8 protein-coding genes, 19 tRNA genes, 1 rRNA gene and 1 riboswitch are annotated in these 14,014 nt (G+C 42.4%); all 28 genes read left to right on the forward strand.

The window, feature by feature from the left end:
• Positions 1-2: 2 nt before the first annotated feature.
• Positions 3-118: ribosomal RNA gene (gene rrf, locus ACYVLS_RS00305) — 5S ribosomal RNA — on the forward strand.
• Positions 119-140: 22 nt separating this feature from the next.
• A tRNA-Val gene (locus tag ACYVLS_RS00310) sits at positions 141-213 on the forward strand.
• A 68-nt stretch (positions 214-281) separates the two neighbouring features.
• A tRNA-Leu gene (locus tag ACYVLS_RS00315) sits at positions 282-363 on the forward strand.
• 24 nt (positions 364-387) lie between these two features.
• Positions 388-460: transfer RNA gene (locus ACYVLS_RS00320), tRNA-Thr, on the forward strand.
• 23 nt (positions 461-483) lie between these two features.
• Positions 484-555, forward strand: a tRNA-Gly gene (locus tag ACYVLS_RS00325).
• Between the two features lie 35 nt (positions 556-590).
• Positions 591-676, forward strand: a tRNA-Leu gene (locus ACYVLS_RS00330).
• A gap of 13 nt (positions 677-689) precedes the next feature.
• Positions 690-763, forward strand: a tRNA-Arg gene (locus tag ACYVLS_RS00335).
• Between the two features lie 9 nt (positions 764-772).
• Positions 773-846: transfer RNA gene (locus ACYVLS_RS00340), tRNA-Pro, on the forward strand.
• Positions 847-858: 12 nt separating this feature from the next.
• Positions 859-932: transfer RNA gene (locus ACYVLS_RS00345), tRNA-Met, on the forward strand.
• Positions 933-939: 7 nt separating this feature from the next.
• Positions 940-1,013, forward strand: a tRNA-Ile gene (locus ACYVLS_RS00350).
• A 10-nt stretch (positions 1,014-1,023) separates the two neighbouring features.
• Positions 1,024-1,096: transfer RNA gene (locus tag ACYVLS_RS00355), tRNA-Met, on the forward strand.
• Positions 1,097-1,198: 102 nt separating this feature from the next.
• Positions 1,199-1,271 (forward strand) — tRNA-Asp (locus ACYVLS_RS00360).
• A gap of 6 nt (positions 1,272-1,277) precedes the next feature.
• Positions 1,278-1,348, forward strand: a tRNA-Gly gene (locus tag ACYVLS_RS00365).
• Between the two features lie 31 nt (positions 1,349-1,379).
• A tRNA-Ile gene (locus tag ACYVLS_RS00370) sits at positions 1,380-1,453 on the forward strand.
• Between the two features lie 23 nt (positions 1,454-1,476).
• Positions 1,477-1,565 (forward strand) — tRNA-Ser (locus ACYVLS_RS00375).
• A 21-nt stretch (positions 1,566-1,586) separates the two neighbouring features.
• A tRNA-Glu gene (locus ACYVLS_RS00380) sits at positions 1,587-1,658 on the forward strand.
• Positions 1,659-1,681: 23 nt separating this feature from the next.
• Positions 1,682-1,771, forward strand: a tRNA-Ser gene (locus ACYVLS_RS00385).
• A 229-nt stretch (positions 1,772-2,000) separates the two neighbouring features.
• Positions 2,001-2,073: transfer RNA gene (locus ACYVLS_RS00390), tRNA-Asp, on the forward strand.
• A gap of 10 nt (positions 2,074-2,083) precedes the next feature.
• Positions 2,084-2,156, forward strand: a tRNA-Phe gene (locus ACYVLS_RS00395).
• 13 nt (positions 2,157-2,169) lie between these two features.
• A tRNA-Gly gene (locus ACYVLS_RS00400) sits at positions 2,170-2,240 on the forward strand.
• A 709-nt stretch (positions 2,241-2,949) separates the two neighbouring features.
• Positions 2,950-3,031: riboswitch (SMK box riboswitch) on the forward strand.
• Positions 3,029-4,213: a methionine adenosyltransferase gene (gene metK / locus ACYVLS_RS00405; protein WP_460319938.1), complete on the forward strand. Its 1,185-nt coding sequence runs from the start codon at positions 3,029-3,031 to the stop codon at positions 4,211-4,213. Its footprint overlaps the riboswitch before it by 3 nt.
• 274 nt (positions 4,214-4,487) lie before the next feature.
• On the forward strand, positions 4,488-5,399 hold the full coding sequence (locus ACYVLS_RS00410; RefSeq protein ID WP_460319941.1) for a RodZ domain-containing protein: 912 nt from the start codon (positions 4,488-4,490) through the stop codon (positions 5,397-5,399).
• Positions 5,400-5,461: 62 nt separating this feature from the next.
• Complete coding sequence (pgsA, locus tag ACYVLS_RS00415) at positions 5,462-6,049, forward strand: CDP-diacylglycerol--glycerol-3-phosphate 3-phosphatidyltransferase (RefSeq protein ID WP_460319943.1); 588 nt, start codon at positions 5,462-5,464, stop codon at positions 6,047-6,049.
• Between the two features lie 136 nt (positions 6,050-6,185).
• Positions 6,186-7,466, forward strand: coding sequence for a competence/damage-inducible protein A (locus ACYVLS_RS00420; protein WP_460319946.1), 1,281 nt, complete (start codon positions 6,186-6,188; stop codon positions 7,464-7,466).
• Positions 7,467-7,575: 109 nt separating this feature from the next.
• Positions 7,576-8,619, forward strand: a complete 1,044-nt coding sequence (recA, locus tag ACYVLS_RS00425) for a recombinase RecA (protein ID WP_460319948.1) — start codon at positions 7,576-7,578, stop codon at positions 8,617-8,619.
• 241 nt (positions 8,620-8,860) lie between these two features.
• Entirely contained in the window at positions 8,861-10,423 is a 1,563-nt protein-coding gene (rny, locus tag ACYVLS_RS00430; protein WP_460319950.1) for a ribonuclease Y, read from the forward strand.
• 141 nt (positions 10,424-10,564) lie between these two features.
• Positions 10,565-11,371, forward strand: coding sequence for a TIGR00282 family metallophosphoesterase (locus ACYVLS_RS00435; protein ID WP_460319953.1), 807 nt, complete (start codon positions 10,565-10,567; stop codon positions 11,369-11,371).
• Positions 11,372-11,401: 30 nt separating this feature from the next.
• Positions 11,402-14,011, forward strand: a complete 2,610-nt coding sequence (gene mutS, locus ACYVLS_RS00440; RefSeq protein ID WP_460319955.1) for a DNA mismatch repair protein MutS — start codon at positions 11,402-11,404, stop codon at positions 14,009-14,011.
• Positions 14,012-14,014: the final 3 nt, after the last annotated feature.

Consider the following 14,014-nt stretch of genomic DNA (forward strand, 5'->3'; position numbering starts at 1 on the left):
TGTGCGGTGACGATGGCGGGAAGGATCCACCTGTTCCCATTCCGAACACAGCCGTTAAGCTTCCCAGCGCCGAGGATAGTGAAGGGTCTCCCTTTGTGAAAGCAGGACGTTGCCGTGCAGCTCTTTTATTGTTTAAAACCGGAGGTTTAGCTCAGTTGGGAGAGCATCTGCCTTACAAGCAGAGGGTCAGCGGTTCGAGCCCGTTAACCTCCATTGCACGAAGAGCCGTTAGCTCAGTTGGTAGAGCATCTGACTTTTAATCAGAGGGNTTTAAGAAAAACGCGGATGTGGCGGAATTGGCAGACGCACTAGATTTAGGATCTAGCGCTTCACGGCGTGGGGGTTCAAGTCCCTCCATCCGCATGATTGTTTTCTTAAATAGGTAATGCCGGCTTAGCTCAGTTGGTAGAGCAACTGATTTGTAATCAGTGGGTCGAGGGTTCAAATCCTTTAGCCGGCATCTTTTTTTACTTAGTTACTTATGCGGAAGTAGTTCAGTGGTAGAACATCACCTTGCCAAGGTGGGGGTCGCGGGTTCGAATCCCGTCTTCCGCTTGTTTACCTTTACAAGTAAGTCCAATCACACTCATGCCGGGGTGGCGGAATTGGTAGACGCACAGGACTTAAAATCCTGCGGAGAGTTTTCTCCGTGCCGGTTCGACTCCGGCCCTCGGTACTAATACTATAATGCACCCTTAGCTCAATTGGATAGAGTACCTGACTACGAATCAGGCGGTTAGAGGTTCGACTCCTCTAGGGTGCACTTTATTTTCGGGAAGTAGCTCAGCTTGGTAGAGCACCTGGTTTGGGACCAGGGGGTCGCAGGTTCGAATCCTGTCTTCCCGATTGCAATAAAATGGCGGTGTAGCTCAGCTGGCTAGAGCGTACGGTTCATACCCGTGAGGTCGGGGGTTCGATCCCCTCCGCCGCTATGGAAGCGGACCTTTAGCTCAGTTGGTTAGAGCGAACGGCTCATAACCGTTAGGTCGCAGGTTCGAGTCCTGCAAGGTCCATTAATATTATCGCGGAGTAGAGCAGTTGGCAGCTCGTCGGGCTCATAACCCGGAGGTCGCAGGTTCGAGTCCTGCCTCCGCAATTTGCTCTAACTGTTGTTGCTTTAGCAACTTACAGGTAGAGTACGCGTAACGAAGTGGAGCGCGATGTGAGGAAAGCTCACAATTAAAGTGTTTAAAAGTGAGGTCCCGTAGTGTAGCGGTTATCACGCCTGCCTGTCACGCAGGAGATCGCGGGTTCGATTCCCGTCGGGACCGTTTTATGCGGGTGTAGTTTAGTGGTAAAACCCCAGCCTTCCAAGCTGATGTCGGGAGTTCGATTCTCCTCACCCGCTTTTATACAGCAATGTATAAGCAATATTTTTAGGGCCTATAGCTCAGCTGGTTAGAGCGCACGCCTGATAAGCGTGAGGTCGATGGTTCGAGTCCATTTAGGCCCATTATATCAATTTTTAATTGGTATGGGGAAGTACTCAAGTGGCTGAAGAGGCGCCCCTGCTAAGGGTGTAGGTCGGTTTTCCCGGCGCGAGGGTTCAAATCCCTCCTTCTCCGTTCTTCATTTTTTTAATTTTAGGCCCCTTGGTCAAGCGGTTAAGACACCGCCCTTTCACGGCGGTAACACGGGTTCGAATCCCGTAGGGGTCATAATAACTGAATTGTTATTTGTCGGAGGATTACCCAAGTCCGGCTTAAGGGAACGGTCTTGAAAACCGTCAGGCGTGTAAAAGCGCGCGTGGGTTCGAATCCCACATCCTCCTTTCTAATGGTTGTCATTGCTTTAGCAATATACAACCATTAGACACTACGAGTGTTAATGAGTAGTGTCTCCGATTGAAGGTCTTGTGGCTTCTTTAGAAGCTTACAAGCTCAGTACACGCGGTCTTCAGACCGTCGTGTTTCCGATTTAATCACTGTCAAGCTTCTATGCTTCACAGTTTCTGTACACTACGAGCACTGCTGAGTAGTGTTTTCTAATATTTAGTACTAGGTCCCGTAGTGTAGCGGTTATCACGCCTGCCTGTCACGCAGGAGATCGCGGGTTCGATTCCCGTCGGGACCGTTTTTATTTAGGCGCTGTAGCTCAGTTGGTAGAGCAACGGATTGAAGCTCCGTGTGTCGGCAGTTCGACTCTGTCCAGCGCCATCTTTATTATTAAGCGGGTGTAGTTTAGTGGTAAAACCCCAGCCTTCCAAGCTGATGTCGGGAGTTCGATTCTCCTCACCCGCTTACTGTATCAGCGGTGAGTCATTCGTAATAAAAAAGCGATTATCCTCAAAGGAGGGTGATCGCTTTTTTTTATTTTAACACCTCAGTCTACTATTTCTGACTGCTTACTATAATTGCCTAGTTTATTCACTGACAGATAGACCAGGTAAATACTTATGAGATAGACCGTCAGGGTCGAATTGAAGAAGTAAGTCTGACTATAAAAGGAAAAACTGTTTAAGACAACTACGATAATAAAGCTCTCAATCCCATGAAATAGATTTAGCATGTCAAAATGGAAAAAATGTTTTCTCAAGGAAAAGAGCAGTATTATTGCAGAAAACAGCATTAACGTAAAAGGGGAATAGCGGAGTGAAAAATATATCAATGGTAAAGCTAAACAGGCAATTGCTCCAATAATTTTTCTCCTCAACTTGAGAGTAAGAATATAGTTTATATGAAAAATTCCGGTTGTCAGAATCAGCAAGAGCAAAGCTGATATCCAGTGAATGCCATCATATCGTAAGGACAGTGAAAATCCGATGCCATTTGATAGCATTAATACTATTAAAAGTTTTAATGCTGCTTTTAGAGTTGATTTGTTCATTAGATCACGTCTTTCATTTAAGTAACAATTCATTCCTTTAATGATAACAGAAATATTCAAGGTTGAATATCAAATTATTGGCTGTAGGCAATGTTTTTACCTATAAATTGTGGTAAACTAATATAGGTTTACAATGAATTCCCGATAGGACGGCCAGAACCGGTCGGAAGCCTTGTAACCGAACAAATTAGGGGGAATAATAATGAGAGAAAAACATTTATTTACATCAGAATCTGTAACAGAAGGTCATCCGGATAAAATCGCGGATCAGATTAGTGACGCTATTTTGGATGCGATTCTATCTAAAGATCCTGAAGCAAGAGTGGCCTGTGAAACAATGGTCACAACAGGTCTGGTTTTAATTGCAGGAGAAATCCGTACAGAAACGTATGTGGATATGCAGAAGATTGCCCGAGATACCATTCGCGAAATTGGATATACTCGAGCTAAGTACGGTTTTGATGCTGACACATGTGCTGTTTTAGTATCCATCGATGATCAGTCTCCAGATATTGCTGAAGGAGTAGATGATTCCTTTGAGTACAAAACTGAGACGCATGATGCACTGGATAAAATTGGAGCGGGCGATCAAGGGTTAATGTTTGGTTATGCTACCAACGAAACACCGGAGTTGATGCCTTTACCTATTTCGTTAAGTCATAAGTTGACTAAACAACTGGGCAAAGTGAGGAAGGACAAGACACTTGACTACCTTAGACCGGATGGTAAAGCTCAGGTAACAGTTGAATATGATGAATACAATCAGCCTGCCAGAATTGATGCCATTGTCGTCAGTACACAGCATCGGCCTGACATAACACCAGCTCATCTGAAAGAAGACATTATCAATAAGGTAATCAAAGAAGTCATTCCTGAAAAGTGGCTGGATGATGAGACTAAATACTACATTAACCCAACTGGTCGCTTTGTCATTGGCGGACCACAAGGTGATGCGGGATTAACAGGTAGAAAAATCATTGTAGACACATATGGAGGCTATGCACGACACGGTGGTGGTGCATTTTCCGGGAAAGATGCCACAAAAGTTGACCGTTCTGCTAGTTATGTTGCACGATATATAGCGAAAAATATTGTAGCTGCTAAGTTAGCCGATAAAGTTGAAGTACAATTAGCTTATGCTATTGGTGTCGCTCATCCTGTTTCAATTTCCGTCGATACGTTTGATACAGGAACTGTTTCTGAAGAGAAATTGATTGAAGCAGTCAGAAAAACCTTTGATTTAAGACCAGCAGGCATTATTCAAATGCTTGATTTAAAGAAACCGATATATAGACAGACTGCAGCTTATGGACACTTCGGACGATCTGATATTGATTTACCGTGGGAAAGAACTGACAAAGTAGACGAATTGAAAAATTGTCTATAAAATAATATAAAGTACAGGATTTCATTGAGATTCTGTACTTTGTTTTTAGCACGGGTCAATATAGTTCAGGCAGTTGAGGGTACAAATTCATTAATGACGTTTGTAATAAATATTTAAAGAAGCTTTTCACCATAAACGACTGCATATACTATACTGCTAATTTCACGTGTGGTATACTTTTAGAGATAGATATATGACTCTCGATTTTAATAGCAAGTTGAATGAATTAAGAGAATGATTTTGTTTGAGAAATACTTTGGGTAGGTGAATACGGTTGAACGAAATAGGAGATAAGCTAAAAGAAGCACGACAATCTCAGGGGTACACACTCGATGATTTACAACAGATGACTAAAATACAAAAAAGGTATCTAATTGCAGTTGAAGAAGGTAATTTGGATGTTTTGCCGGGGAATTTCTATGCACGAGCCTTTATTAAACAATATGCCGATTCAGTAGGATTAAATGGGGAAGAATTGATTAAAGAACATATGGATTCTCTGCCTCAAGTCAGTGAAACAACCTACTCTAAGGGAGTAGACAGTAAGCAGACACGCTCGAAGAATAAAAGTAGCGGCTTTCTGGCTACCATTCAGGACAGCTTGCCTACCATCCTTATCGTACTGCTTGTCATTGCCATTATATTTGCAATTTATCTGGCTGTGACTTTTGGTGGAGGAAATGCTGATTCTGATTCTTTCATACAGGGAGACGACGCATCAGAGATTGTAGAAGTCGACGATAATGGTGAGGAGTCGGATGAAGAAGCCGATACAGACGATGAGTACACAGAAGATCAGGCATCAGACTCTGAAGATATTGATAACGATGAAAGCGAAGACGACGACTCAGAAGAAGATGAGTCGGCAGAACAGACTGTTGAAGAGTCCGGTGGTACTGGAAACTCCACAGTCTATACCATTCAGGGAGATCATCCGACTGAACAAGTCTTAACGTTATCTGCAGAAGGTGGTTCTTCCTGGGTAAGTATAGAGGTTGACGGGACAATGACCGAGCAGGGATTAATTGATGATGGACAGTCATTATCTGTCGATTTTGATGATACGGTATCGGAGATTGCATTAGTCATAGGTAATGCATCAGCTACCTTAGTTGAGCTGAACGATATGGAACTTCCAGCTGCGGTCGAAGCAGTACGTCAGGAAATGTATATCAGTTTTGAATAAATAAACAGTTTAAGGCAGACCAGTATACGTTACTGGTCTATTTTAACTATCAGGAGGAAAAAATGAACTTACCTAACAAGATAACCCTATTTAGAATTTTTCTTATTCCGCTTTTTATGATACTGGTTCTTATTCCTTTTGACTGGGGAACGTTTAATGCTCTTGGCTCATCAGTTGAAAACCATCTGCTTATAGCGGCAGTTGTCTTTTCTGTTGCTAGTTTTACTGACTGGCTTGACGGGTATTTGGCCAGAAAAATGAATATTGTTTCTAACTTTGGAAAATTTGCCGATCCACTGGCTGACAAAATGCTGGTAATGACTGCGCTTATTCTTCTAGTAGAACTGGGATTGGCCCCATCATGGGTTGTGGCGATAATTGTATCAAGAGAGTTAGCCGTTACTGGTCTGCGACTGATTTTGGTGGAGCAAGGCGGTACGGTCATGGCTGCAGGATGGCCGGGTAAAATTAAGACGAATACCCAAATGTTTGCCATCATCTTTTTACTCATTAATGATTTTCCGTTCGGGTTTATTGACATTTCTGTAGGAACAGTATTGCTGTATATCTGTCTTTTCTTTACTATTTATTCAGGAATTAATTACTTTTATAATGCACGTGAGGTATTCTCAGGAACATTTTCAGAATAAGCCAACTACTTTCTGGTCTGCAGCTTTCATGCTGCAGGCTTTTTTAATTCATATTTATCAGTTATTGGGCAGTCCTGTGATAAAATAATAGTGACTTTTCAAATAAAAGGTAAATATATAATACAGGAGGATAATCATGAAAGCTGAAATCATTTCAATTGGAACAGAACTGCTGTTAGGCCAGGTTGTCAACACGAATGCTGCTTATATCTCTAGACAACTGGCTTCTTTGGGTATCGAGGTCTATCATCACGTAACAGTAGGCGACAATAAAGAAAGGCTCGTAGAAGCTGTAAAAACAGCTGAGGAGCGGGTAGATCTCATTGTCCTCTCTGGTGGGCTTGGACCGACTCAAGATGACATTACTAAAAAGACCTTATCGGAATATTTAGATGTCGAACTTATTCTTCATGAAGAAACAGAAGACAAGATTATTACGTATCATAAAAACTCTGATTTTAAGATGCCAGAGAACAATCAGCTTCAAGCTTTGATTCTTGCTGATTCGACACCTTTGGATAACGATACCGGCCTTGCTATAGGGATGATGCTATCCAAGAGTAAGCATCATTATGTCTTGTTGCCCGGTCCTCCTGATGAACTGGAACCTATGGTTGAGAATCATCTGAAGAAGGAACTTGTGAAGCATATCATGGAGGAGCAAGTACTCGTTTCACGAGTTTTACGCTTCTTCGGCTTGACTGAAGCGCAACTGGCTGAAAAAATAGATGACATTATTTCGGAGCAAAGTAATCCGACTGTTGCCATTTATGCGAATGCGGGTGAAATAACCGTCAGACTAACGGCTAAGGCTAAAGATGATGACGAAGGGTATGCGGCTATTGATAAAGTAGAAAAGAAGATTATGGGCATACTTTCTGACTACTTTTTTGGGTATGGTGAAAAAACAATGGTTGAAGTAATCAAGGATAAGCTCAAAGAAAAAGAACTGACCATTACTGCAGCAGAAAGTTTAACTGGTGGCGCATTTATGAGCGAATTGACCAGTGGACATGGCACAAGTGAAATATTCGAAGGAGGCCTGGTGACTTATAGCGCGGATAAAAAGAATAAAGTCTTAAAGGTTAGAAAAAAAACAATAAAAGACTTTGGAGTAGTCAGTGGCGAATGCGCTATTGAGATGGCAGAAAGGTCCAGAGAGCTCTTTAATGCGGACATTGGAGTTGGCTTGACCGGTGTGGCCGGCCCCAGTTCTCTAGAAAAACAAATTCCAGGGACAGTATGGATTGGCATATCATATAAGGGAAAAGAAAGCTTCTCAAAGCACTTTCACTTCAGTTATAAACGCAATAAAAACAGGCAAATGGCTGTCTTGAATGCACTGGAATTGGTTAGACGTACGATAGATGATCTGCCAATTGAAGACAGGAAGTATTATGGTGAAGATAAACAGTAAAGCGAATAAACGTTCGAAAAAAGCTTGATTTTTCTGCTCTACAAGCGTAAAATATAAAGAGTAGACAAAAGTAAAATCCCGAATTATGAATGCTCTAGGAGGAAAAAGAATGTCAGATGATCGCGCGAAAGCATTAGAGACAGCACTGAAAAAAATTGAAAAAAGTTATGGTAAAGGTTCAATAATGAAAATGGGCGAAAAGGTGGATACTCAAGTCAAGACAGTATCCAGTGGCTCGCTCTCACTAGATGTCGCTTTAGGTATAGGTGGGTATCCACGTGGACGAATTATTGAAGTATATGGTCCTGAGAGTTCAGGTAAAACAACAGTAGCTCTTCATGCTATTGCGTCGGTTCAGGCAAATGGCGGAATTGCTGCCTTTATCGATGCCGAGCACGCTCTTGATCCTAAATATGCACGAGCTTTAGGTGTGGATATTGATGAATTGCTCCTGTCACAACCGGATACAGGCGAGCAGGCCTTGGAAATTGCTGATGCACTTGTATCAAGTGGTGCGGTTGACATGGTCGTTATTGATTCAGTAGCTGCTCTGGTTCCCCGTGCAGAAATTGACGGAGAAATGGGAGACTCACACATTGGACTTCAGGCTCGACTGATGTCCCAAGCTTTGCGTAAGCTATCAGGTTCAATTAACAAGACTAAGACCATTGCTTTGTTCATTAACCAGATTCGTGAAAAAGTAGGCGTGATGTTTGGTAATCCTGAAACCACTCCAGGTGGTCGTGCACTTAAGTTCTACTCTTCTGTCAGACTGGAAGTCAGACGTGGTGAATCAATCAAATCAGGTCAGGATATGACAGGTAACCGTACGAAGATTAAAGTTGTTAAGAACAAAGTAGCCCCACCATTTAAGACCGCATTGGTGGATATCATGTACGGTCAGGGGATTTCTCAGATTGGTGAGATTGTTGATATGGGATCAGACATGGACATCATTACGAAGGCGGGTGCGTGGTATTCCTATGGGGAAGAGCGTATCGGTCAAGGTAGAGAGAACGCCAAGCAGTATCTGACGGAACATCCTGAACTGAGAGCTGAAATCGAGAAGAAAGTTCGAGCAGCATATGGTATTGGTGATGAAGAAGTTGAAATTGTTGAAAGTGTGGATCCGGAAACACTGGAATTAGACTAAGTTTTTAAAAAGGCAAGTCATTCTGCAGTCAAAGAATGACTTGCCTTTTAACATGTAGACAAACGGATACCGACTTAAATCTTAGTTGACAGAAGCTGTAAGTATCTATAAAATTAAAGTAGTATGTTTCTATAAAAAACGAGACAGTACTAATCGTGTACCCTAACATAAATTCGATATTGTATAATATCTGATTATTTTAATGCATGACAAAAACAAAATATGATACGGAGGTGATTAGATGGATATTATTTTAACAGCCTTCGCTATCATCGTTGCTTTAATTATTGGAATTGTCGCAGGATCTTATTTTACGAAACAAAGTTTTGAAAAAAGATTAGCTAATTCTAAACGAACAGCTGAAGACATTGTGGAAGACGCAAACAAAGAAGCTGAAACTTTGAAAAAAGAAGCGTTGCTGGAGGCTAAAGAAGAAATCCATTCTTATCGTACGGAAGCAGAGTGGGAGCTGAAAGAACGTCGAACTGAAGTGTCTCGTCAGGAAAACAGACTGGCTCAGAGAGAAGACAATCTTGAGCGAAAAGAGACCACTTTAGATAAAAGGGAAAGTTCATTGCAAAGCAGAGAAGATAAATTGTCTGCTCGTCAGAAGAAAGTGGAAGAGCTGGAGAAAACTGCTGAACAATTAGTAGAGGAACAGCAAAATAAGCTTCATACTATAGCAGTTTTGTCAGAAGAAGAAGCAAAATCTATCGTGCTGAAATCTACAGAAGACGACTTGTCTAGAGATATGGCAGTAATGGTCAAGCGTTACGAAGATCAGGCTAAAGTGGAAGCGGACAGAAGAGCAAAAGCTCTCGTTACTCAAGCCATACAGCGCTGTGCAGCCGATCAGGTAACAGAATCGACAGTCAGTGTCATCAATCTTCCAAATGATGATATGAAAGGCCGCATTATCGGAAGAGAAGGACGTAACATCAGAACGCTTGAGAGTCTGACTGGTATGGACCTGATTATTGATGATACACCGGAAGCAGTGGTTCTGAGCGGGTACGACCCAATCAGAAGAGAAACTGCCAAGATGGCATTGGAAAAACTAATATCTGACGGACGTATTCATCCTGGACGAATTGAAGAAGCTGTAGAAAAATCTCGTAAAGAGATGGACGAAAGAATCAGAGAAATCGGTGAAGAAGCGATGTTTGAATTAGGTATTCACTCCATCCATCCCGATTTAATGAAGATTGTCGGCCGTTTGCATTTCAGAACAAGTTACGGTCAAAATGTATTGAATCACTCTATAGAAGTTGCCAAGCTAGCCGGCGTCATGGCGGCAGAACTAGGCGAAGATATTCAGCTGGCAAAACGTGCCGGTTTACTGCATGATATCGGTAAGGCACTGGATAGTGAAGTTGAAGGTTCACACGTTGAAATTGGTGCGCAAATTGCTATGAAGTATCAGGAAAATGAAACAGTCATCAATGCGATTGCCTCGCATCATGGTGATGTTGAAGCCAGTTCCGTTATTTCAGTCCTTGTAGAAGCTGCTGATGCAATTTCAGCTGCAAGGCCAGGAGCAAGAAGTGAATCACTTGAACACTACTTACAGCGATTGGAAAATCTGGAAAGAATTTCTAACAGCCATAAAGGTGTGAAAGAGAGTTACGCTATTCAAGCTGGACGAGAAGTACGTATTATTGTGAAGCCGGATCAACTGGATGACAGTATGGCATCCAAGCTGGCTCGAGACGTACGCAAGCAGATAGAGGAAGATATGGATTATCCTGGACACATTAAAGTAACGGTTATACGCGAAACCAGAGCAGTAGAATACGCAAAATAAATTTCAGTAACCAATCATAGCAGGCTCATAAACGGGTCTGTCATGATTGGTTTTTTTATTTGGAAGTTAGGCTAAAGGATTTTGATTTTCACTGACAATAACTGGTAAAATAAAGAGACCGATTAGAAAAGAGGAGAAGGAATGAAAGTTTTATTTATTGGAGATGTGGTAGGCACTCCGGGAATGACTATGATGAAAAACTGGTTGCCTAAGATTAAAGAGAAATACAAACCTCAGGCAACTGTAGTCAATGGTGAGAATGCCGCACCTAACGGAAGAGGGATTACCGAGAAATTGTATAAGGAACTTTTAAAAAATGGTGCAGACTTGATTACTATGGGTAATCACACATGGGACCAGAGGGAAGTTTATGACTTTATTGCTTCCGCTAATAAAATGATTCGACCGGCGAATTACCCGGATAACTCCGTTACACCAGGAAAAGGATTGGCTTATATCACGATTAATCAGACTAAACTTGCGGTCATCAACCTGCACGGCCGGGCCTTTATGGGGGACTTGGAAGATCCTTTTCGAGCAGCTGCTTCTCTTGTTGAAGACGCTAAAAAAGTGACGGACAATATCCTTATTGACTTTCATGCTGAAGCGACAAGTGAGAAAGAAGCGCTAGGCTGGTATATGGACGGTAAAGTATCCGCTCTAGTAGGCACACATACACATGTGCAGACTAATGATGCCAGAATTCTGCCTCAGGGAACAGCTTATATGACGGATGTCGGAATGACGGGCTTCTACGATGGGGTTCTTGGTATGAAGAAAGAATCCATTCTAAATAGATTTCTGACACAGATGCCGCAGCGGTTTGAAGTCCCTGAACAGGGAAGAAGTCGTTTGAATGGCTGTATAATAGATATTGATACTAAAACAGGTCAGGCTAAATCAATTAAAGCGATAAGAATTGATGATGATAACTTGTTTATGACTTAATTTGAAAGTAATTTAGAAAGAGTGAGAAGAGTGCCTCAAAAGACAAAACACACACCGATGATGGAACAGTACTTATCGATAAAGAAACAGTACCCCTATGCGTTCTTATTTTACCGCCTTGGCGATTTTTATGAACTTTTTTTTGAAGATGCCGTGGAAGTCTCAAGACTGCTTGAGCTGAATCTGACCAGTAGAAACAAGAACGCGGAAGAACAGATTCCAATGTGCGGAGTCCCGCATCATGCCGCTCAAGGCTATATTGACACATTAATTGGAATGGGGTATAAAGTGGCTATCTGTGAACAGGTAGAGGACCCTAAAGAAGCAAAAGGCATGGTAAAAAGAGAAGTTGTACAAGTAGTGACGCCGGGCACAGTCATGCAGTCAAAAACGGTAGAAGCTAAAGAAAACAACTATTTAGCGGCCATTACCCGCATGGATTCTACTATCGGTCTGGCCTATGCCGATTTAACGACTGGCGAAGTGAAAGTCACTGAACTTGAGACGACCCAGGAAGTAGTGAATGAGATAGCGTCTCTTAAAAGTAAGGAACTGATTGTTGAGCCGGGTGATTTTCTTGAATTGCAGGAAACGCTGAACAACTATTATAATATTGCCGTCTCCCATCCTCAAAAGACAACGTATGACCATGATTTAAACAAGTTAAAGGAAAAGCTGCCAAACAGCAGACTGGATAAAGTCGTTGATTTACTGCTGCATTATCTGTCGGAAACACAGATGAGAAGCCTGGATCACCTGCAGGACGTGACTGTGTACAACACAGCTCATTATTTGTTATATGGACAGGATGCCAGGAGAAATTTAGAACTAACTTCTTCCTTGAGAGACGGGTCAAAAAACGGCACGCTTTTGTGGCTTCTGGATGATACAAAAACGGCTATGGGCGGCCGCATGCTTAGGTCCTGGCTGGAAAAACCTCTGGTCGATAAAGGTAAAATAACAGATCGGCTGAACAGTGTGGAATCCCTGCTCAATCACTTTTTTGAACGAAGCGACTTGAGAGACATTCTAAAGCAGATTTATGATTTAGAGCGTCTGGCAGGAAGAATCGCTTATGGGTCGGTCAATGCGCGCGATCTGGTTCAGTTAAAACGATCCCTTAGTCAAATTCCTTTGCTGATTGACTTGCTAGAAGGAATCAATGATGAAGGCAACTGGGATGCTTATCTGAACCAGCTGGACCCTATCGAAGAGGTCGAAACGTTAATTGATCAGGCTATTAGCGAAGAGCCGCCTATTTCACTTACCGAAGGAGACATCATCAAACAGGGCTACAATCAGCAGCTGGATAATTACAGAGAAGCCATGACGAATGGAAAACAATGGCTGGCTGAACTGGAGCAGGAAGAGCGAAAGGCTACAGGTATTAAGAATCTGAAGATAGGGTTCAACAAAGTGTTTGGGTATTACATTGAGGTGTCCAAAGGAAATGTAGCGAAGCTTGAAGAAGGCCGGTACGAACGAAAACAGACTCTGGCTAATGCAGAGCGATACAGTACCCCGGGCTTAAAAGAAAAAGAAGCGTTAATTTTAGAAGCTGAAGAAAAATCCCGTCAGCTGGAATACACCTTGTTTACTGAAGTGCGTCAGGAAATCAAAGAGTCCATCGATAGAGTACAGCGACTCGCCCGTGTAGTTGCCACTATTGATGCTCTACAGAGTTTTGCTTCAGTCAGTGAAGAATACAATTATGTTAGACCGAGCATGACTGAGACGGGTAAAGATATAGCTATCGTTAAAGGCAGACACCCCGTTGTGGAAAAAGTTATGGGGGAACATGCCTATGTACCGAATGATGTCACGTTGAACAAAGGGACATCCATATTGCTTATCACTGGACCGAATATGTCCGGTAAGAGTACTTTTATGAGACAGCTGGCGCTGAGTGTGATTATGGCGCAAATGGGCTGTTTTGTCCCTGCTGAAAAAGCGGATCTGCCTATCTTTGACCGACTGTTTACGCGTATTGGAGCCATGGATGACCTTATTGGCGGGCAAAGTACCTTTATGGTTGAAATGAATGAGACCAATCAGGCACTGCGCTATGCGACTGAAAAAAGTCTACTGCTGTTCGATGAGATTGGCAGAGGAACAGCCACTTACGATGGGATGGCTCTTGCCGAGGCCATAATAGAACACGTGCACGACACGATTGGTGCCAACACGTTATTCTCAACGCATTATCATGAACTGACGGTACTGGAAGACCGTCTTGAGGGACTTCAGAATGTCCATGTCGGCGCCGTGGAAGAAGAAGGGGATTTAGTCTTTCTTCATAAAATGATGCCTGGACCAGCAGATAAGAGCTACGGTGTACAAGTAGCTAAACTGGCGGGATTACCTGCCAACCTTCTTAAAAGAGCTGAAACAATTCTAACTGACTTGGAAAAGAAGGAAACGGATTTATTTGTCGATGAAACCAAAGAAAAACACGTCAGAAATGAAGATGCAGCTGTAAAGATTAAAAGTGAAGAAGGTCAGCTGGATTTATTTGATACGTTGTCTGATAAGGAACAGGAAATCCTGGAAGAAGTGAGAAAACTGAGTGTATTGAACACTACACCTATTGAAGCACTGCAGATTCTCAGTACATTGCAGGAAAAAATAAACAAAGTGTAAGCA

Source organism: Alkalibacterium psychrotolerans, from assembly GCF_054784355.1.